This is a genomic window from Pseudomonas sp. Hz4 (assembly GCF_054898165.1).
Genome location: NZ_CM142719.1, coordinates 3199012 through 3217298, shown reverse-complemented (window position 1 = coordinate 3217298; position 18287 = coordinate 3199012). Strand labels below are relative to the sequence as shown.

The window sequence follows — 18287 nt, the reverse complement described above, 5'->3', positions numbered from 1 at the left end:
CGCCACAAATCTTGCTTCGAATTATGCGTTTTGGTCGGAGGCCAGGTGCATCGCCATTTTGTCGAACAGGAGCTTCACACGCGTCAGTTCCAGTCTGGCAGCCGGCACCATGATTTTCACCCAGCGTTCGACCAACGAGAATTTTTCAAGCACTGGCACAAGTTCTCCGGCCTGTAAGGCATCCTCAACGATCGGCAGTGCCAGTTGAACAATTCCCTGGCCATCGCGGGCGGCAGCGCACAAATAGCCTTCATCATTGGTGATGAGCACGGGACGCACGTCCACTTCTATGCGCCCCTCTGGCGAGTTGAATCCCCAAATGGAACCGGCGAGGGAAAACGAAAGACAGGGGTGATGGATCAGGTCGCGCGGATGCAGCAACGCTTCACATCGCGAGAGATAGGCAGCGGCCGCGCACATCACACGGGGAAAGGGCCGGATGACTTGCTCTACAACGTCTGAGTAGGCCATTTGATCCATCCCGACCGAGATATCAAAGCCCTCCTCCGCCGGATTGCCGCCTCGGTCAGACGCGACGATTTCCAACTGGACGAGCGGATGCTCAGCGCGGTAACGGGTGAACAGATTGCCCAGGCCCTGCCGGATAAGAACCGCTGGGGCCTTGATCCTGATCGGGCCCTCGATGCTGCCAGGGCTCAAAATCGCACCGCTGGCCATATCGCTGTATGACCGCAGCAGTTGGCGTGCATGAGTCAGGTAGCTTTGCCCCGTATCGGTCAACGTCAATCGCCGGGTCGAGCGGTCGAAGAAAGTGGTTTTGAAATCCCACTCAAGCTCGTCGACCCGCTTCATGATGACCGAGGGTGAGGTGTACAACGTGCGCGCGGCGGCTGAGAAGTTACCGGTGTCGGCGGTCACGACGAATGCCTTCAGCTTCAACAGCATGTCCATAGTGGAGCGCTCAGAATCAAGTAATGAGTTCGGACTCGATCGCGCGACGGATTTCGACTTTCGACCACAGACGATCGTGGTGCGCCTGACAGCTTGGACCCAGCGACCCGATCCCGTTGACCACGCACCAGTGCTCAAGATAGAACAATGCAAAATCCGCGATGGTCATTTTCTCGAACAGCCAGTCTTTGCCGTTAATCTGTCGTTCGGCCCGATCAAGCCCGGCCTGGTATATCTTCAGACCCTGCGCTTTTACGGCCGCATGGTCTGATTCGCTCGGCGCGAACTTTTCGGGCCGGCGAGCCCGAGTGTAGCCTTGCATGTGCACGGTAGACACCAAATATTCGGTCATCTCCATCACACGAATTTCGCCTTCGATATCCGTCGGGATGAGTTCCCTCCCAGGATTCATGCGGGCGAGATAAAGTGCGATCACCGGAAATTCTGTGAGCAGCGACCCGTCATCGCGAATCAGTGCGGGGACTTTGCCCTTGGGATTAATCTTCGTGTAAGCCTCGAACTCCGGAGTGTCAGGACGAGCGGCTTTCTCGATCTGGAACGGCTGACCGAGTTCAGCGAGCAAGGCATGAATGCCGATTTGGCACGCACCAGGCAAAAAATACAGCTTCATTTAAAGCTCCATGAATCGTAGACGTGGGATGTGGTTGCTAGACGATGAACGTTTCGAGGACGCCGATGCCGTCGACGCCCGCCTCAACCCGGTCACCAGGCTTGAGGTACCATTCCTGTGGGTCGGGTTTGTGGTGCAAGGCAACACCTTCGGGTGTACCCGTGCTGATCAGGTCGCCTGGCACCAGGCCGAAACGCGACCAGAACTGCACCATTTCCGAAAAACCAAAGATCAGATCGCGGCAGTCGGAGCGCTGGCGCAACTCGCCGTTGACCTTTAGCCATAGCACCAGAGCGTTGGGATCAGTAACTTCGTCTGCGGTGAGAATGTAGGGGCCGATCGGTCCAAACCCAGGGAAGTTTTTCCCGAGCATGATCATGCCGTTCTGCATTTCGCGAAGCTGCCATTCGCGGGCCGACAGGTCGTTGAAAATGGTGTAACCGAAGATGGCACTGGCGGGATCGATGTCGTTGCGCGCATCAATCGCCTTGCCCAGTACCAGGGCGATCTCGACTTCATAGTCGAAATTGAGCACGTCGTCGGGCCGCTTGACCTGACTTTTGTGCGGCACCAACGTGCGCCCGAGCTTGATGAAGCCTGTCGGGAAATCGCTGTGCAACTTGCTGGCGTTGGCGGGATCGCCCTTGATCGACTCCATCTTGTGCCGCCCGAAGTTGCGGCCAGCGCAGAACATGGACTTCTCTGGAACCGGCGTAAGCCAGCCCGCGGAGTTCGGGTCATCCATCCAGACGGGGTCCTGGCGATGCGCTGTCCACGCAAGCAACTCGCGCAAGGCATCCATTGCCGGTGCACCGCCCTCAATCAGCGCCATCACCGACGCGGGCGTGGCCGGGGCACCCCGGGCAGCAGCAGCCTTGGCAACATCAACGAGCATTTCACGGCCTGTTACGCCGGTGACGACGCCGAGCCGCTCGGCTCCCGCGGCAGAATGGTAGCGTGCGATTTTCATGCGTCGAGCCGCGCCAGGAGGTGTTTGAGCAATTGCACTTCGCTTGGATCGAGATTGCCTTGCACATCGGCCTCGCTGGACTTGCGTATCGCGATCAGTTCCAGAACCGAAAGACGTCCCGCGGGCGTCAACCTGACAGTGACTTGTCCATCGCTGGAATCGACCTCGTGCAGCAACCCTCGCTCGATGAGCTTCTGCACAATGGCAGCCGAAATCCCCTGGCCGCGAACCTTCTCGCTGCGCGCAACGATCTCGGGCACGCACAGGCCATCTTCACGACCAATGATGCTTAGCACGGCGTATTCCTCGGCTGTCCACTGCCGAGATTCAAGCTTTTCAATCACGGTCTGCCGGGTCCGGAAATAGGCATTCGACACCTGGTACAGCAAATCATCGGAAGACAGGTTGCTGAACTCGTCCGCCGACTCGACTGACGCAACGGTTTGCTTGGGCAGCAACATGCCGTATCGACCGCCATGGAACACCAATGGCTTGCGCGCCGAGTGGCCGAAATCGACGATTTCGCCGACGAAAATAACGTGATCCCCGCCCTCGTATTGGTAGGCCAGTTTGCAGGTGAAGCGGGCCATGCAGTCGGGCAACAACGGAACGCCATCCGGCCCGCGATCAAGCTCAAGCCCTTCGAACCGGTCAATGCCCTTGCTCGCGAACCGCGACGACAGCGCCTCCTGATCGGCCGAGAGAATATGCACGGCGAAATGCCCGCTGTTACGGAAGGCATCCATATTCAACGACGTCCGCGCCAGGCTCCAAAGCACCATCGGCGGATCCAGCGACACCGAGGAGAAGCTGTTCGCGGTCAAACCGATGTCTACGCCACCGGGGCCAGCCGTGGTGACTATCGTCACGCCAGTGGCGAACGAGCCGAAAGCATCCCGCAATGCGCGGGCGTCGCAACTTGGGCCTGCCTTGGACGGGTCTGTCTGGGTTGCTGTCTGTGTCGTCATGGTGAATGCCTCCAGTCTTCTTATTATCGAAACCGCCGTGCGGCGAAGGGCCACCGAAGTGGCCCCTGCCCCACTACTTGGCGGCTCTGGCGCGTGCTTTGTCTGCCAGATAGGTCTCAAGTGTCACCAACGGGCCGCGCTCGTGATCCAGTTCCTTGGTCGGGATGCCACTGAACGCGGTCGTCTCGTTGAACCAGCACTCCTGCGGCGGCAGGCCCCAGCGCAGCGACAAGCCGGGCTTGCGCACGTCCCACGCGACGGGCTCTACCTCGATATCGATCAGCAGATAGTGGTCGCAGAACAACTCCACTCGATGGCCATCGGGATCGCGCAAATACACGAACAGCACGCCTGCCGGGCCGTGCCGACCGGGCCCGCGTTCCACGACATCACCCATGCCCAGATTGCCGGCGATGTCGCAGGCGCGCAGGATGCTGTGGGAGTCGGAAACGGTGTAGGCAAAGTGGTGCAAGCGTGGGCCCGGGTTTTCCAGAAATACGATGTCCTGGGTGCCAGGTTTGCGGAACATGAACGTCGCAATCAACTTGTCATCCAGCGCCATGTATTCCGAAATGCGAAAACCCATTTCTGCGTAGAAATCGGTCTGTTCCTGCACATTCGGGACTTGGATCTGGTAGTGATCGAAACGCATCGCAGCGCCGCCCTTGAAGTCCTGAAACTGCGTGTACAAACGGGGCAGGACCGGCATGGTGGCGCAGAGCTGCACAGGGGTTCCGGCCGGGTCGTTGACCAGCAGCGTGCGGCCCTGATGCGGTACTTCGATCCAGCGTGCGGGCAGGCCTTTGGACTTGTAGAAGTGCTCCGCCTTGTCCAACTCTTCTTCGGTGTAAACCCGAAGCCCGATTGCTTCGGCTTCGTGCGCATTGTTGCCGTGGCGCTTGATCACCAGACTGTGGTGACAAACCTCCTCCAGACCACGGAAATAGAGGGTGTCGGCATCGCGCTCGGTCAAGACCAGGCCAATGACCTGTTCGTAAAAATCGCGACTGGCTTCCAGATCGCGCGAGGTGATAACGGCGTGACTGGACCGGGTGATATTGAACGGTGGGTAATAGACCGGTGTTGGCAGTGGCATGGTAAGTCTCCTGGTGTCTTTTCAGAGTCGAGTGAAATCGGCTTCGTTGCTCAACTCGAGGGGACCAGTCAACCGACCGGTCATGTTGTACCAACCAATATTGAACAGCAGCGCCACGCTCTGCTTTTGCCCGAGGCCGTGGTACACGTCTTCCCACACCTGGGTGCTGACCTGCGCCGGCGCGCGGGTAGCGTCACGGGCCAGACGCAGGACGGCCTTTTCCAGATCGGAAAACAGCGCGCTCTTCTCAAAATCCCACAGCGCCAGCATTTGTTCTCTCGAGACGCCTTCCTTGATGGCTCGATTCCAATGCGGATCGTGTTCGTAATGGGTACCCATGGTCTGGCAGGACATCACGATGGCCATCTCACGCAATTTGGGATCGATGCCGCAGCCCTCGCGCACCGCATCGGCCATGGGGATGAAGACTTCGAGGATCTCCGGGCAGACGGCCAGGGTTCGAAAGATTTGTGCAGTCGGCGCGTGGCCACGCTTGGCCCGTAGCAGCGCAAACGCTTCGGGCTCGTCATCAGGGGTGGGCAGTTGGATACGAGGCATACAAAACTCCGCACATTATTGTTGTTGGTCAGCTGCCGCAGCGTGGCTATTACATTGGCTGCGGCAGCCTTCGCTTACTGGCCGTTGATCCGCTGATCCCATTCGCTATTGCGATCAAGGAACGCCCACACACGGTCTTGCGCTTCGCGAGCACCCGGATAACGTTCACCGCGCATCTGGGCGTTGCGCCATGGATCGCCCGAGAAGAACTTCTCGTACAAGTTTTGCCGCCCGGCAAAGGACGAGCAGGAGGCGTCCCAGGCCAGACGCAACAGCTGCATCTTGCGTTCGGCGGGGATGTCGGCCCCGGCGCAGTAACGTTCGATTGCCGGACCGTTTTCGCTGTAGAGATCCTCGACCGTTGGCGCGACCACCACGTTGCCGGCACCGAGCAGCTGGAGGATTTCCAGCGCCCGGGCATGCATCGCCGGATACTGGGCGCGCACCACATTGAGTGGTTGTTCATAGGGCACAACGGTGCCGCCGGGCCCCGGTATGCAGTCGATTTCGGCCACACGAATCAAGGCCCGCAGGGTCTCGACATACGCCACCAGTTCGGACAGTTGAACCATCACGTTAGGGAAACGGCTGTGGTTCACTTCCGTCAGGTTGTAGGCAATGCCCAGCAGGAACTCCATCTTCGCCAGCGAACGCGTGGCGGACTGGTGTGAACCGTGCGGGCCGGAGGGCGACTTCATCGCCGACTCGACGGCTTTGATGCTGCGGTACATGAATACCCGCTCCCACGGAATGAACGCCTCATCAAACCAAAGAACGGCGTCCATTTCGTCCATCCGCGCGGTGAGCGGGTCGTTGGCGAAGCGGCCGTTCGTGGGGAACGAGGGACGACAGATCATCTTCATGCCTGGGGTGTCGATGGGCGCCGCGAAGCCAACCGCGTAGGCTTCGGCATCTGCCACCAGCGGGAATTTCGCCGCCGCCGGCATGATCAGCACCTCGTTGGCCAAAGGGCCGAGGGTGGCCACCGAGCGCGCACCGGACACGAAGATGCCGGCATCGGATTCGCGAACCACACGCATCACCATGTCGCCCGGTTGTTCGAACATTTGCAGGCGTTTGTCGATATCCGGCGACACCAGCGAGTGCGTCAGTGCCAGGTCGTTTTCGCGAATGAATTCATGGTACTTGAGGATGTTCTGGCCGAATTGCTCGCCTCCGGCGGCAAACAGTTCATGGGCCGAGGCATGCGCGCTGACCATCACGTTGAGGAAGTCAGGCGTGCGACCCATCATGCCGCCCACGGCATCCATCCAGGTCTTCATCATGTCCCGGCGCAGACGCAGATCCTCGGCAGAGCGTGGCAGCATGAACGAGCGCCCGACACGTGCGCCAGAGGTTGGCGACACAAACGTCATTGTGTCCTGCAAGGCGGGATCGCACTGAATGTCATACAGATCAGCGATGGATTGAATCGCGCCACGGAACCGGCGGTCCACCGTGACGTCCTTGATGCGTTCGCCATCAATCCAGACGGAGCGACCGTCTTGCAGAGAGGCGATGTAGTCGGCCCCGCTGCGCACTCCGTTTCGGGCTCCACTCATGGCCATCGGTTTTTTGTTTGCGTTATTTTCCATGGGTCATGCTCCTGCATTTGAAACGTTTGGCTTGAGGCGCAAAATGACCGCCGCAAGAGAAATTCGGCTGCTGTTGCCAGACCTCGATAGTATTGAGATAGGCCGGTTTTAAGAATTTGTGAATTGGACCAAGAGTTGTTCCAAAACAGAAAAGAACGACGCTTCAAGCACCGAGGCCAAACTCTGCCGCCACCGAAAGGATGCTCCTGGCGCGAGCCATCACCGGTGCATCGATCATGCGACCCTCAAGCACAACGACTCCTCCCCCGGCACCGTCAGCCAGCCGGCAGACAGTCTTCGCCCATTCGATGTCTTGTGCAGACGGCGTGAAGGCCGCAGCGGCTTCGGTTACCTGACTGGGATGGATCAGCAGCTGACCACTGAACCCGTGCCGGCGTGCACGCGCGGCGTATCCAGCCAGGCCTGTCTTATCACCAATGACCGTGTACACCCCGTCGACCGGGGCAGGCAATCGCGCCCGCTTGCTTGCGAGCACCAGCATGGCGCGCCAGGGCAGGAACACCAGCTCTTCAGGGTCTGACTCATCGGGGATCAGGTCGAGCTCGACGGCCAGGTCGAGCTTGCCAAACATCAAGCGGGCGCAGCCGCGCGCAGCGGCGACGTCCGAGAGTGCTTCAATACCCTGCACGGTTTCGACAATGCACAGCACGGGTTTGCCACTGGCGTCATGGGCGTGCTCAACCTGCGCAGCGCTGTCAGCCTTCGGCAGCATGACCGCCGCGATGCCCGCATGGCGACAGGCTGTCAGGTCATCTTCGTGCCACGCCGTGTCCGCAGCATTGGTCCGCACGGTGACCCGCTCATCGGGGTTGGCATCCAGCCAGGTGATCAAGGCCAGCCGTGCAGCTGGCTTGTCGGCAGGTGCCACGGCGTCCTCCAGGTCGACAACGACGACGTCGGTGCCACTGGCCAATGCTTTGGCAATGCGTTCCGGCCGGTTTGCGGGAACGAAGAGGAAGGTTCGCGCGCGACCCAGATTCAATGCTCGGCTCGCCATCACACCACCTTCCTTTCGCGCAGCTCATCTGCGCGGTCTGAATAGCCAAGTTCGCGCAGTATTGCGCCGGTGTGCTCGCCGAGTGCTGGCACCGGGCCCATACGGGCCGGACGATCTCCGCCCATGCCCGGCGGCTGCAGCGCGGGCACAGGGCCGGCCGGTGTATCCACGCTGGTCCAGCGTTCGCGCGCCTTGAGTTGTGGATGGCTCCAGATGTCGCTCATCGTGCTGACGTTTGCATTGGCAATGTCGGCAGCATCGAGGCGAGCCATGACCTCATCGGCGGTGAGGCTGGCGAAGCTCTGTACGATCAGTTGGCTCAAGGCATCGCGGTTGGCGGTACGCCGCGCGTTGTTGGCAAACCTTTCATCGGTGGCGATCGCTGCATCGCCCAACAACTGTTCGCAGAACACGGCCCATTCACGCTCGTTCTGCAGACCAAGCATGACGGTCCGGCCGTCTCCGGCGCGAAACGGCCCGTAAGGGTAAATGGTTGCGTGGGACGCACCGGTCCGGCGCGGCGGCTCCTGTCCCTCGTAGGCGTAGTACATCGGGAAGCCCATCCACTCGACCATTGCATCGATCATCGCAATCTCGATACGGCGGCCGCGCCCGGTTTTGAAACGTTCGATCAATGCGTTGAGGATATTGGTGTAGGCGTACATACCCGCCGCGATGTCGGCAATCGAAATACCGGCCTTGACCTGACCCTCCGCTGTGCCGGTGATCGAGAGAAAACCCGCCTCGCCCTGAATCAGCAAGTCATAAGCCTTCTTTTCGGTGTACGGACCGCCTTCGCCGTAGCCTGAGATGTCGCAAACGATCAGCTTCGGGTTGTTCACTGAAAGCGCTTCGAACGACAAGCCCAGGCGGGCAGCTGCGCCAGGTGCAAGGTTCTGCACCAGCACATCGGCCTCAGACAGCAGCTGCATCAAAATCTCCTGCGCCTCAGGTTGTTTGAGATCAAGGGTGAGGCTCTCTTTCGAACGGTTGACCCAGACGAAATGCGAGGCGAGCCCTTCGACACGGGCGTCATAGGCGCGGGCAAAGTCGCCACTGCCAGGGCGTTCGACCTTGATCACGCGAGCGCCCATATCGGCCAGATGCCGTGTCGCCAGTGGCGCGGCGATCGCGTGCTCCAACGAGACCACCGTCACGCCCTCTAGCGGGAGACCCGGTTTGCTAGTAGCCATGGCAAAGTCCTCAGAAAGAGCGTGGCAGCCCGAGCAAGTGCTCGGCGACGTAGGAATAAATCAAGTTCGTGGAGATCGGTGCGACCTGGTACAGACGGGTTTCACGGAACTTGCGCTCAATGTCGTATTCGTTGGCGAAGCCGAAACCGCCGTGGGTTTGCATGCAGACGTTGGCGGCTTCCCACGAAGCTTTGGCTGCGAGGTACTTGGCCATGTTGGCCTGGGCGCCACAGGGCTGATGCGCATCGAACAGCTGGCATGCCTTGAAGCGCATCAGGTTGGCCGCTTCAATCTCGATGAAGGCGTCGGCGATCGGGAATTGCACGCCCTGGTTTTGACCGATCGGACGGTCGAACACCACGCGCTCGTTGGCATATTTGACGGCGCGCTCCATGAACCAGTAGCCATCGCCGATGCATTCGGCGGCAATCAAGGTGCGCTCGGCGTTGAGCCCGTCGAGGATGTATTTGAAGCCCTTGCCCTCCTCGCCGATCAGGTGCTCTTCGGGGATCTCGAGGCTGTCGAAGAACAGCTCGTTGGTTTCGTGGTTCACCATGTTAGGGATCGGCTGCACGGTAAGTCCCTTGCCGATCGCGTCCTTGAGGTCGACGATGAAAATCGACATGCCTTCGGACTTTTTCTTTACTTCGGGAAGCGGCGTGGTGCGGGCGAGCAGGATCATCAGGTCGGAATGCTGCACCCGCGAGATCCACACCTTCTGCCCGTTGATCACGTAGCGGCCGTCCTTCTTCACGGCATTGGTTTTGATCTTGGTGGTGTCAGTCCCGGTAGTCGGCTCGGTGACCGCCATTGACTGGATCCGCAACTCACCCGAAGCGATCTTTGGCAGGTACTTTTCTTTCTGCGCGGTGCTGCCGTTACGCAGCAGCGTGCTCATGTTGTACATCTGACCGTGCACCGCGCCGGCGTTGCCGCCCGAACGGTTGATCTCCTCCATGATCACCGATGCTTCGGTGAGTCCCAGGCCGGAGCCGCCGTATTCTTCGGGAATCATCGCCGAGAGCCAGCCGGCGCCGATCAGCGCGTCGACAAAGGCCTCAGGGTAGGCACGCTGTTCGTCGATCTTGCGAAAATATTCATCCGGAAACTCGCTGCACAGAGCACGTACGGCGTCACGGATTTCCTGGTGTTCGTCGGGGGCGTAAAGCATGGTCATGTCGGTTTCCTGTCTTGTCTGGGGTAATCGCGGCGCAGCGGCGCCCTTGGCGCTTCTGCAGAGCGGCACCTTTTTGAAAACTTTTCGAGTGCGTCAGTGGATCAGTCGAACGTGACTTCAGCTTTCATCGTCAGGCGCCCGTTGCAATCGGTCCATAATTCGGCGCTGCCTGGGCCGGTGAGCTGTCCGCACACTTCAAAATCCGCCGTATCGAACAGAGGACCTACCGCGCGAAATACAAAGCTTCGAATACGCTTGGATGGATGCGTGGCCCGAAAGGCTTCGAGCAGCAAAGTGGCCGCCAGCGGACCGTGCACCACGAGACCCGGATAGCCTTCTTCCTGGGTGGCATAGGGCTTGTCGTAGTGGATGCGATGCCCGTTGAACGTCAACGCCGAGTAGCGGAACAGCGAGACCGGGTCGGGATGAATCAGCCGGCGGAACTCACCGCGGCGCTCGGTCGCCTCGCCGGCAATTGGAGCATCTTTGGGCGCCGGCTGACGGTAGACGATGTCCTGTTCCTCAACCACGCACACACCACGCTCACCGGAAACCTTGTGCTCGACGGTGACGAACAGCAGCTCGCCATTGCGTCCGGCTTTGCGCTCACAACGCAGGATCCGCGAAACCCGGGTGACGGCCTCGCCGACTCGCAGCGGCTGCTCGAAGCTCAGGCGCCCGCCGGCCCACATGCGGTTGGGCAGATTCACGGGCGGCAGGAAACCGCCCCGTTGCGGGTGCCCGTCGACGCCGATTTCGCTGTGTCGGGCGTTGGGCGTGAAGTACACCCAATGCCACAGGGGCGGTAATTGCGCGCCCTCATGCAGCGAATCGGGATCAAGATCGAGCGTGGCAGCCAGCGCCTGCGCCGTACGTTGATCGATACGGTCGCTGCGCAATTCCTCGCGGCCCACCCATTGGGTCAAATCGGCCAGGTTTGCCTCATTGCAGGCGTTCATTTTCATATCCTCCGTCACGCATCTTTGCGACGTACAGCTGGCAAGTCGGTGCAACTGCCATGGGCGACTTCCGCCGCCATCCCCACGGTTTCACCCAGTGTCGGATGGGGGTGAATGGTCTTGCCGATATCCACGGCGTCAGCGCCCATTTCGATGGCCAGGCAAACCTCACTGATCAGATCGCCTGCACCGGTGCCGACGATGCCGCCGCCGACCACCCGATGAGTTTCTGCATCAAACAGAAGCTTGGTGAAGCCTTCATCGCGACCATTGGCAATCGCACGTCCGGACGCGGCCCACGGGAAAACCGCCGCCTCAACCTTGATGCCTTTGTCTTTGGCTTCCTGCTGGGTCAGACCGGCCCAGGCAACCTCTGGATTGGTGTATGCAACGCCGGGAATCTGCAACGCTTCAAAACGGCTGCGGGCGAGTTCCGCGTTGTTCAAGGCTTCACCTGCCGCCACTTCAGCGGCTACGTGTCCCTCGTGGACTGCTTTGTGAGCCAGCATCGGTTGGCCAACGATGTCGCCGATCGCGAAGATATGCGGCACGTTGGTGCGCATCTGCTTGTCCACGGAGATGAATCCGCGATCACCGACGGTGATACCCGCCTTGTCGGCATCGATCTGGTCGCCATTGGGTTTACGGCCGACAGCGATCAATACCAGGTCATAGCACTGCGGCTCGGGGGGTGCTTTCTCGCCCTCGAATGTTACCCAGATGCCCTGCTCACTCGCCTCGGCTTTCACCGTGCGGGTTTTCAACATCAGGTGATCGAAGCGATGGCTGTTGTGCTTTTCCCAGACTTTGACCAGATCGCGATCAGGCCCTTGCATCAAGCCGTCCAGCATCTCGACCACATCGATGCGCGCGCCCAGGGCTGAATAGACGGTGGCCATTTCCAGCCCGATGATTCCGCCGCCGACCACCAGCATGCGTTTGGGCACGGCCCGCAGTTCCAGCGCGCCGGTGGAGTCAACGATGCGCGGATCCTTCGGCATAAAGGGCAGTTTGACTGGCTGGCTGCCGGCGGCGATAACACACTGTTTGAAGCGAATGACCTGCTTTTCGCCCGTCTGTTCCTGGCCGGAACCCGAGCAGAGTGCGACCTCGATGTGGTGCGCATCGAGAAAGCGACCAAAGCCTCGCACGACTTCTACTTTGCGCCCCTTGGCCATCCCGGCGAGCCCGCCAGTGAGCTTGTGGACCACCGATTCTTTGTGCGCGCGCAACGTGTCGATATCGATATTGCGGGCGCCGAAGTCGATACCCAAGGACGCCAAATGCGGTACTTCCTCCATCACCGAGGCAATATGCAACAACGCTTTGGAGGGGATGCAGCCCACGTTCAGGCACACGCCGCCTAGCGAGGCATAGCGCTCCACCACGAAGGTTTTCTGGCCCAGATCGGCCGAGCGAAACGCGGCAGAGTAACCGCCAGGTCCACCGCCCAGGACCAGCACGTCGCACTCCAGCTCGGCGCTGCGGGCGCCGGTTGAAGTCACTGCTGGCGCCGGCGTCGGCGCTGCTACCTCATTCGATGCCAGCGTTAACAGCACCGCGCCTTCGGCCACTTTCTCGCCGAGCTTGACCCGTATTTCCTTGACCACACCGGCGGCAGACGACGGCACATCCATCGTCGCCTTGTCGGATTCAAGCGTGCAGACGGGGTCATCGACAGCCACCACATCACCGACCTTGACCAGCACCTCAATCACCGGCATCGCGGCAGCATCGCCAATGCCTGGCATTTTTACTTCAATAACCTGACTCATGGGCTTTCCCTCAAAGAGTGATTCGACGGAAATCAGCCAACAGAGCCGCCAGATGCTGGAGGAAACGTGCCGCCGCCGCGCCATCCACGACGCGGTGATCCCATGAAAGTGCCAAGGGCAAAATCAGGCGTGGGCCAAACGCACTGCCATCCCACACCGGTCTGATTTGCGCGCGAGTCACGCCGAGGATTGCCACTTCCGGCGCATTGATGATCGGGGTAAAGCCGGTACCACCAATGCCTCCCAGGCTCGATACCGTGAAGGTACCGCCCGTCATGTCTGCCGGGCCCAACTTGCCGTCCCGGGCTTTTCGCGCCAACTCACCGCATTCGGTGGCTATTTGGCCGATGCCTTTTTGATCGGCATCGCGAATGACCGGCACCACCAGCCCGTTCGGGGTGTCAGCGGCAAAACCAATGTGGTAGTACTGCTTGAGAATCAGGACTGGCTCGCCGTCTTCGTTGCCTAACGAGCTGTTGAACTGCGGGAAAGCTTTCAGTGTGGCGACGGCTGCCTTGATCAGGAAAGCCAGCATGGTGTACTTGATCGCGTCCTTGCCGCCTTCCTTGTTGAGTTGAACCCGAAACGCTTCAAGCTCGGTGATGTCGGCTTCTTCGTTGTTGGTGACGTGCGGAATCATCACCCAGTTGCGCGAGAGGTTTGCGCCAGAGATTTTCTTGATACGCGACAGCGCGACCTTCTCGACGGTGCCGAATTTGGCAAAATCGACGTCCGGCCACGGCAGCAGGTTGAGCCCGCCCGAGTGGTCGGCACGCGGCGCAGGACTTTCAAGACGAACCAGAGCGTCCTTGACGAAGCGCTCGACATCTTCACGAAGAATTCGCCCGCCCTTGCCGGTAGCCGCTACTCGTGTGACGTCCACTCCCAATTTGCGCGCATAACTGCGCACGGAAGGACTGGCGTGAGGTTTCGGGCCAGAAGTAGACGCGGCAGGTGCTGGTGCAACGGCCGCCGCAGGCACTGCAGGCGCCGCAACGACAGGTACCGATGGAACGCTAACAGGCAGATCAACTACGGCCGGGCTGTTCACTGCATTCTGAGCAGCAGGCGCATCATCGACAGTCATCTGCATCGTGAGGATAGAACTGCCCTTGGAAACCCGATCCCCCTCTTTGATAGTCACCGACACTACGGTGCCGGCGCCAGGGCTCGGAACATCCATCGATGCCTTATCCGATTCCAGGGTCAGTAAAGGATCATCGAATGCCACTTTATCGCCCGGCTTGACCAACACCTCGATCACCGGGAGGTCTTTGAAGTCCCCGATGTCAGGGACATGAATCTCTCTGATTTCACTCATGACTTACCGTCGCCCAGAAATAGATCCGTTGCGGGATAACGCAACGGAGGGAGCGCTCATCGAGCGCATGCGAAGAGAACACCTTTCAGCACGTCCACGGCGCCGGGCGATCACTCTTCAGCCCGTAGCGCTCGATGGCCTCGACCAGCACCTGACGCGGCAGACTGCCGTCACGCACCAAACCGTCCAATGCAGCCAGAACCACTTGGTGACGATCAACTTCGAAGAAGCTGCGCAAGGCGGCGCGGGTATCGCTGCGGCCAAAACCGTCGGTACCCAGGGCAATAAAGCGAGCATCGACGTAGCTGGCGATCAGTTGTGGCCAGGCGCGAACATAGTCGGAGGCCACGATCACCGGTGCATCGCCAGCAAGGGAGGCGCACAGATGGCTGACTTGCTCAGGTTCAGCGGGGTTAAGACGATTGCGTCGCTCCACTTCCCGCGCTTCACGAGCGAGTTCACTGAAACTGGTGACGCTCCACACCTCGCTTGATACCTGCCAGTCAGTCGCCAGTAGCTCGGAAGCCGCTATTACTTCGCGCAGGATGGTGCCGGAGCCCAACAGCCGCACAGAGCCGCGCGACGGGGGAGCATCGGACACGGCGTAGCGATACATTCCGCGGATGATTTGATCTTCAACACCGGACGGCAAAGAGGGTTGGGCGTAGTTCTCGTTCATCACCGTGATGTAATAGAACTCATCGACATCGCGCTCCATCATCTGGCGCATGCCATGGTCGACAATGACCGCGAGTTCGCCCGCGAACGCCGGGTCATAGGCACGGCAGTTGGGGACGGTGGCTGCCACGACATGGCTGCTGCCATCCTGATGCTGCAACCCTTCCCCGCCCAACGTCGTTCGCCCGGCGGTGGCACCCAGCAAAAATCCGCGTGCGCGTTGGTCCGCCGCTGCCCAAATCAGATCGCCGACGCGCTGAAAACCGAACATCGAGTAGTAGATGTAGAACGGCAGCATCGGTTTGCCGTGAGCACTGTAGGAAGTCGCGGCAGCCACCCAGGAAGACAGTGCACCCGCTTCCGTAATGCCCTCTTCCAACAGCTGACCATCACGGGCTTCACGGTAATAAAGCATCGAGCCGGCATCTTCTGGCTCGTAAAGTTGCCCCAGCGGCGAGTAGATACCGATCTGGCGAAACAGGTTGGCCATGCCAAAAGTGCGTGCTTCATCTGCGACGATCGGGACGATGCGCGGCCCCAGTTCTTTGTCTTTGAGCAGACCGCCGAGCATTCTTACCACCGCCATGGTGGTGGACATTTCTTTGCCGTCGGCCTCGAACGCGAAACGCGCATAGTCAGCCAGGGCAGGTATGGCAACGTGTTCATTACCCTTCAGCCGTGATGGCATGTAGCCGCCTAACGTTTCTCTGCGCTCACGCACGTAGCGCATTTCCTGGCTGTCTTCGGCCGGGCGATAGAAGCGCAATTGCGCCACATCGTCGTCCGACAGAGGCAGCGCGAACCGATCACGGAACGCCTTGAGTGCGTCGATATCGAGCTTCTTGGCTTGATGCGAAGTCATGCGCGACTCTCCGGCGCCGCCCATGCCGTAACCTTTCTTGGTTTTGGCGAGGATGACGGTTGGCCGGCCCTTGTGTGCCTTGGCGGCGGCAAAGGCTGCATGCAGCTTGCGGAAATCGTGACCGCCGCGTTTCAGGGCATCAATGTCGGCATCGGACATGTGCGAGACCAGCTCTTTGATCTCCGGATCCTGCTGGAAGAAGTGCAGTAAGTTGTAAGCGCCATCCTTGGACCCGAGCGTCTGGTATTGGCCATCGACGGTCTGTGCAAAGCGTTGCAACAGGGCATTGTTGGTGTCCCGCGCAAACAACGGATCCCAGTCCGAGCCCCAAATGACCTTGACTACATTCCAGCCGGCGCCGGTAAACAACGCTTCGAGTTCTTGAATAACCTGGCCGTTGCCGCGCACCGGTCCATCCAGACGTTGCAAGTTGCAATTGACGATAAAGGTCAGGTTGTCGAGTTTTTCCCGCGCTGCGAGCGTGAGGCCCGCAATCGATTCGGGCTCATCCATTTCACCGTCACCAAACACCCCCCAGACATGACGGTCGGCGGTTTCGGCCAGATTGCGGTGTTCCAGGTAGCGCATATAACGCGCTTGGTAGACGGCACTGATTGGGCCAATGCCCATCGAACCGGTCGGGAATTGCCAGAAGTCAGGCATCAGCCAAGGGTGCGGATAGGAGCTCAGCCCATTGCCGCCGACTTCCTGGCGATAGTTGGCCAGTTGCTCTTCCGACAGCCTTCCCTCGAGGAACGCGCGGGCGTAAACGCCGGGCGCCGAGTGCGGCTGGTAAAACACCAGATCGCCGTCGTGACTTTCGTCACGGGCACGGAAGAAGTGGTTGAAGCCAACCTCGAAGATTTCGGCGGCAGAGGCATAACTTGCGATATGCCCACCTAGATCTCCGTAGGCCTGGTTTGCGCGCACCACCATGGCCAATGCATTCCAACGAATGATCGAAGTAATCCGTTCCTCGACTGCAAGGTCTCCCGGATAGGGACCCTGCCTTTCAATCGGAATTGTGTTCCGATAGGCCGAGTACGGGTGCACATGCGAGGTGATGCCAAGTGCTCTTGCGTGTTGCTCTAACTGTTTAAGCAGGAACTGGCCGCGCTCGGAGCCGCCATCGCGCACGACGGCCTCCAGTGACTCCAGCCACTCCTGCGTTTCATCCCGGTCGATATCCAGCGAAGCCAATGACCCGGTGATCGAATTTTCATTTAGCGAACTCATATCTGCCTCCACTCTTGTTGTTGTCTGCTTAGAGATGAACCGACAGAACATGCCGCCGTACTAAGCTGCTGAATTTCGGCATCAAATGCCGGCCTTAAATGATCCGTTCAGGATGCGGTCCGAAAACCGCCAACTGCCGCGTTCAGCGCACCACCCACCTGCTCCAGCCCGCGCACCGACGCGTCGAGCAAGGCGCTGGCAGCGGTACTCTGCTCACCGACCGCGCGTACCCGTTCCATACTTTCGCCAACCTGTTCGGCCACGGCGCTCTGCTGTTCGGCCGCCGCCGCGATCTGCTGACTCATCTGCTCGACTGTCGATACTGCTGCGGCGATTTCCTGCAGCGCTTGTGACGCCTGCACGGCCAGCACCACGCTCTCGCCGGTCAGCACCTGACTGCCCTGCAAGCGACTGGCAGCATGCTCGGCGACGTTGCGCAGCTGTTGGATGATGGCAGCGATATCGTCAGTGGAGGTTTGGGTGCGTCGCGCCAGGTTGCGGACCTCATCCGCCACCACGGCGAAACCTCGACCGTTTTCGCCGGCGCGTGCCGCTTCAATGGCAGCATTCAACGCCAGCAGATTGGTTTGCCCGGCCAGGGCACTGATCACCTCGAGCACCTTGCCGATCGCCGTACTCTCGTTGAGCAATGAACCCATGGCTTCGGAGCATCCACTCATTTCCTGCGCCAGGTGACCGATCTTGGCCGTCGCCTGATGCACCAATTCTTCGCCTTTGCGCGCCTGACCATTAGCCTGCTCGACGGCGTCGCGGGTCTGACTTGCATTGCGCGCGACGTCCTGCGCAGTCGCGGCCATCTGTTGCATCGCGGTGGCCGCCAATTCAGTCTCCTCACGCTGCGAGTCAACACCCTGCCGAGTGCGCTCGGTGACCTGCACCAGGCTGTCGGCGGCCTCGTTCAACTGCCCGACACCCTGACCAATCCGGCCGATCAGCCCACGCAAGCTTTCGAGCATGACCCCGACGCTGCCGAGCAACTGGCCCAACTCATCACGGCGTCCAGCGGCATCGATCTGCGCGCTGAGATCCCCAGACGCCACGCGCCGGGTCAGTTCAACCGCTTGACGCAGCGGCTGCAAAATCAAGTGGCGAATCAGCAGGCTGGCGCCGATACCGAAGGCGAGCGCCAACAGCACAATGCCTTCAAGCAGACGCGACACCCGCTGACTCATCGAGTGCGAGGCTTGAGCCTGCGTGGCGCGGACCACGCCTAGCAGTTCACCGACCTTGTCAGCGGCGACATTCATTGCCGTTTGGCTGTCGCGGGTTTGATCACGGCTTACGGCATAACCATTGAATGCGGCGCGGTATTCATCA

General features: G+C 60.0%; 15 protein-coding genes and 1 pseudogene. All 16 read right to left on the bottom strand.

Features of this window, described 5'->3' with window-relative positions:
• Window positions 1-21: 21 nt before the first annotated feature.
• Complete coding sequence (locus ACYZTR_RS14570; RefSeq protein WP_461971911.1) at window positions 22-912, bottom strand: LysR family transcriptional regulator; 891 nt, start codon at window positions 910-912, stop codon at window positions 22-24.
• Between the two features lie 16 nt (window positions 913-928).
• Window positions 929-1543 carry a glutathione S-transferase family protein gene (locus ACYZTR_RS14565; RefSeq protein ID WP_461971909.1) on the bottom strand — a complete coding sequence of 205 codons (615 nt, stop codon included), beginning with the start codon at window positions 1541-1543 and terminating at the stop codon, window positions 929-931.
• Between the two features lie 37 nt (window positions 1544-1580).
• Window positions 1581-2513 (bottom strand): fumarylacetoacetate hydrolase family protein, encoded by a 933-nt coding sequence (locus ACYZTR_RS14560; RefSeq protein WP_461971907.1) that lies wholly within the window; start codon window positions 2511-2513, stop codon window positions 1581-1583.
• Entirely contained in the window at window positions 2510-3481 is a 972-nt protein-coding gene (locus ACYZTR_RS14555) for a flavin reductase (protein ID WP_461971905.1), read from the bottom strand. Before ACYZTR_RS14555 ends, ACYZTR_RS14560 begins: the two co-directional genes overlap by 4 nt.
• 73 nt (window positions 3482-3554) lie before the next feature.
• Entirely contained in the window at window positions 3555-4577 is a 1023-nt protein-coding gene (locus ACYZTR_RS14550; RefSeq protein ID WP_461971903.1) for a VOC family protein, read from the bottom strand.
• 21 nt (window positions 4578-4598) lie between these two features.
• A complete protein-coding gene (locus ACYZTR_RS14545) occupies window positions 4599-5135 on the bottom strand; it encodes a carboxymuconolactone decarboxylase family protein (RefSeq protein WP_461971901.1) in 537 nt (178 codons plus the stop codon).
• A 74-nt stretch (window positions 5136-5209) separates the two neighbouring features.
• Window positions 5210-6730 (bottom strand): 4-hydroxyphenylacetate 3-hydroxylase family protein, encoded by a 1521-nt coding sequence (locus ACYZTR_RS14540; RefSeq protein ID WP_461971899.1) that lies wholly within the window; start codon window positions 6728-6730, stop codon window positions 5210-5212.
• A gap of 163 nt (window positions 6731-6893) precedes the next feature.
• Entirely contained in the window at window positions 6894-7748 is an 855-nt protein-coding gene (locus ACYZTR_RS14535; RefSeq protein ID WP_461971897.1) for an HpcH/HpaI aldolase/citrate lyase family protein, read from the bottom strand.
• Window positions 7748-8941: a CaiB/BaiF CoA transferase family protein gene (locus ACYZTR_RS14530; protein WP_461971895.1), complete on the bottom strand. Its 1194-nt coding sequence runs from the start codon at window positions 8939-8941 to the stop codon at window positions 7748-7750. Before ACYZTR_RS14530 ends, ACYZTR_RS14535 begins: the two co-directional genes overlap by 1 nt.
• Before the next feature lie 10 nt (window positions 8942-8951).
• Window positions 8952-10112 (bottom strand): acyl-CoA dehydrogenase family protein, encoded by a 1161-nt coding sequence (locus ACYZTR_RS14525; protein ID WP_461979741.1) that lies wholly within the window; start codon window positions 10110-10112, stop codon window positions 8952-8954.
• A gap of 107 nt (window positions 10113-10219) precedes the next feature.
• Window positions 10220-11077, bottom strand: coding sequence for an HTD2 family dehydratase (locus tag ACYZTR_RS14520; RefSeq protein WP_461971893.1), 858 nt, complete (start codon window positions 11075-11077; stop codon window positions 10220-10222).
• 14 nt (window positions 11078-11091) lie between these two features.
• The gene (gene lpdA / locus ACYZTR_RS14515) at window positions 11092-12852 is read right to left on the bottom strand and encodes a dihydrolipoyl dehydrogenase (protein WP_461971891.1); all 1761 of its coding nucleotides are present in this window, start codon (window positions 12850-12852) and stop codon (window positions 11092-11094) included.
• Window positions 12853-12862: 10 nt separating this feature from the next.
• A complete protein-coding gene (gene aceF / locus ACYZTR_RS14510; protein WP_461971889.1) occupies window positions 12863-14173 on the bottom strand; it encodes a dihydrolipoyllysine-residue acetyltransferase in 1311 nt (436 codons plus the stop codon).
• 85 nt (window positions 14174-14258) lie between these two features.
• A complete protein-coding gene (gene mdeB / locus ACYZTR_RS14505; RefSeq protein ID WP_461971887.1) occupies window positions 14259-16949 on the bottom strand; it encodes an alpha-ketoglutarate dehydrogenase in 2691 nt (896 codons plus the stop codon).
• 107 nt (window positions 16950-17056) lie between these two features.
• Window positions 17057-17926: a methyl-accepting chemotaxis protein gene (locus ACYZTR_RS14500; protein WP_461979739.1), complete on the bottom strand. Its 870-nt coding sequence runs from the start codon at window positions 17924-17926 to the stop codon at window positions 17057-17059.
• Window positions 17921-18142 (bottom strand): annotated as a pseudogene (locus ACYZTR_RS14495) (HAMP domain-containing protein); the annotation flags it as partial. The gene ACYZTR_RS14500 and the pseudogene ACYZTR_RS14495, both read right to left, overlap by 6 nt.
• Window positions 18143-18287: the final 145 nt, after the last annotated feature.

Excerpts from the sequence above, each read along its gene's own strand:
- ACYZTR_RS14570 (WP_461971911.1), bottom strand. The coding sequence starts at position 912 with ATGGACATGCTGTTGAAGCTGAAGGCATTCGTCGTGACCGCCGACACC.
- ACYZTR_RS14565 (WP_461971909.1), bottom strand. The coding sequence starts at position 1,543 with ATGAAGCTGTATTTTTTGCCTGGTGCGTGCCAAATCGGCATTCATGCC.
- ACYZTR_RS14560 (WP_461971907.1), bottom strand. The coding sequence starts at position 2,513 with ATGAAAATCGCACGCTACCATTCTGCCGCGGGAGCCGAGCGGCTCGGC.
- ACYZTR_RS14555 (WP_461971905.1), bottom strand. The coding sequence starts at position 3,481 with ATGACGACACAGACAGCAACCCAGACAGACCCGTCCAAGGCAGGCCCA.
- ACYZTR_RS14550 (WP_461971903.1), bottom strand. The coding sequence starts at position 4,577 with ATGCCACTGCCAACACCGGTCTATTACCCACCGTTCAATATCACCCGG.
- ACYZTR_RS14545 (WP_461971901.1), bottom strand. The coding sequence starts at position 5,135 with ATGCCTCGTATCCAACTGCCCACCCCTGATGACGAGCCCGAAGCGTTT.
- ACYZTR_RS14540 (WP_461971899.1), bottom strand. The coding sequence starts at position 6,730 with ATGGAAAATAACGCAAACAAAAAACCGATGGCCATGAGTGGAGCCCGA.
- ACYZTR_RS14535 (WP_461971897.1), bottom strand. The coding sequence starts at position 7,748 with ATGGCGAGCCGAGCATTGAATCTGGGTCGCGCGCGAACCTTCCTCTTC.
- ACYZTR_RS14530 (WP_461971895.1), bottom strand. The coding sequence starts at position 8,941 with ATGGCTACTAGCAAACCGGGTCTCCCGCTAGAGGGCGTGACGGTGGTC.
- ACYZTR_RS14525 (WP_461979741.1), bottom strand. The coding sequence starts at position 10,112 with ATGCTTTACGCCCCCGACGAACACCAGGAAATCCGTGACGCCGTACGT.
- ACYZTR_RS14520 (WP_461971893.1), bottom strand. The coding sequence starts at position 11,077 with ATGAACGCCTGCAATGAGGCAAACCTGGCCGATTTGACCCAATGGGTG.
- lpdA (WP_461971891.1), bottom strand. The coding sequence starts at position 12,852 with ATGAGTCAGGTTATTGAAGTAAAAATGCCAGGCATTGGCGATGCTGCC.
- aceF (WP_461971889.1), bottom strand. The coding sequence starts at position 14,173 with ATGAGTGAAATCAGAGAGATTCATGTCCCTGACATCGGGGACTTCAAA.
- mdeB (WP_461971887.1), bottom strand. The coding sequence starts at position 16,949 with ATGAGTTCGCTAAATGAAAATTCGATCACCGGGTCATTGGCTTCGCTG.
- ACYZTR_RS14500 (WP_461979739.1), bottom strand. The coding sequence starts at position 17,926 with ATGCTCGAAAGCTTGCGTGGGCTGATCGGCCGGATTGGTCAGGGTGTC.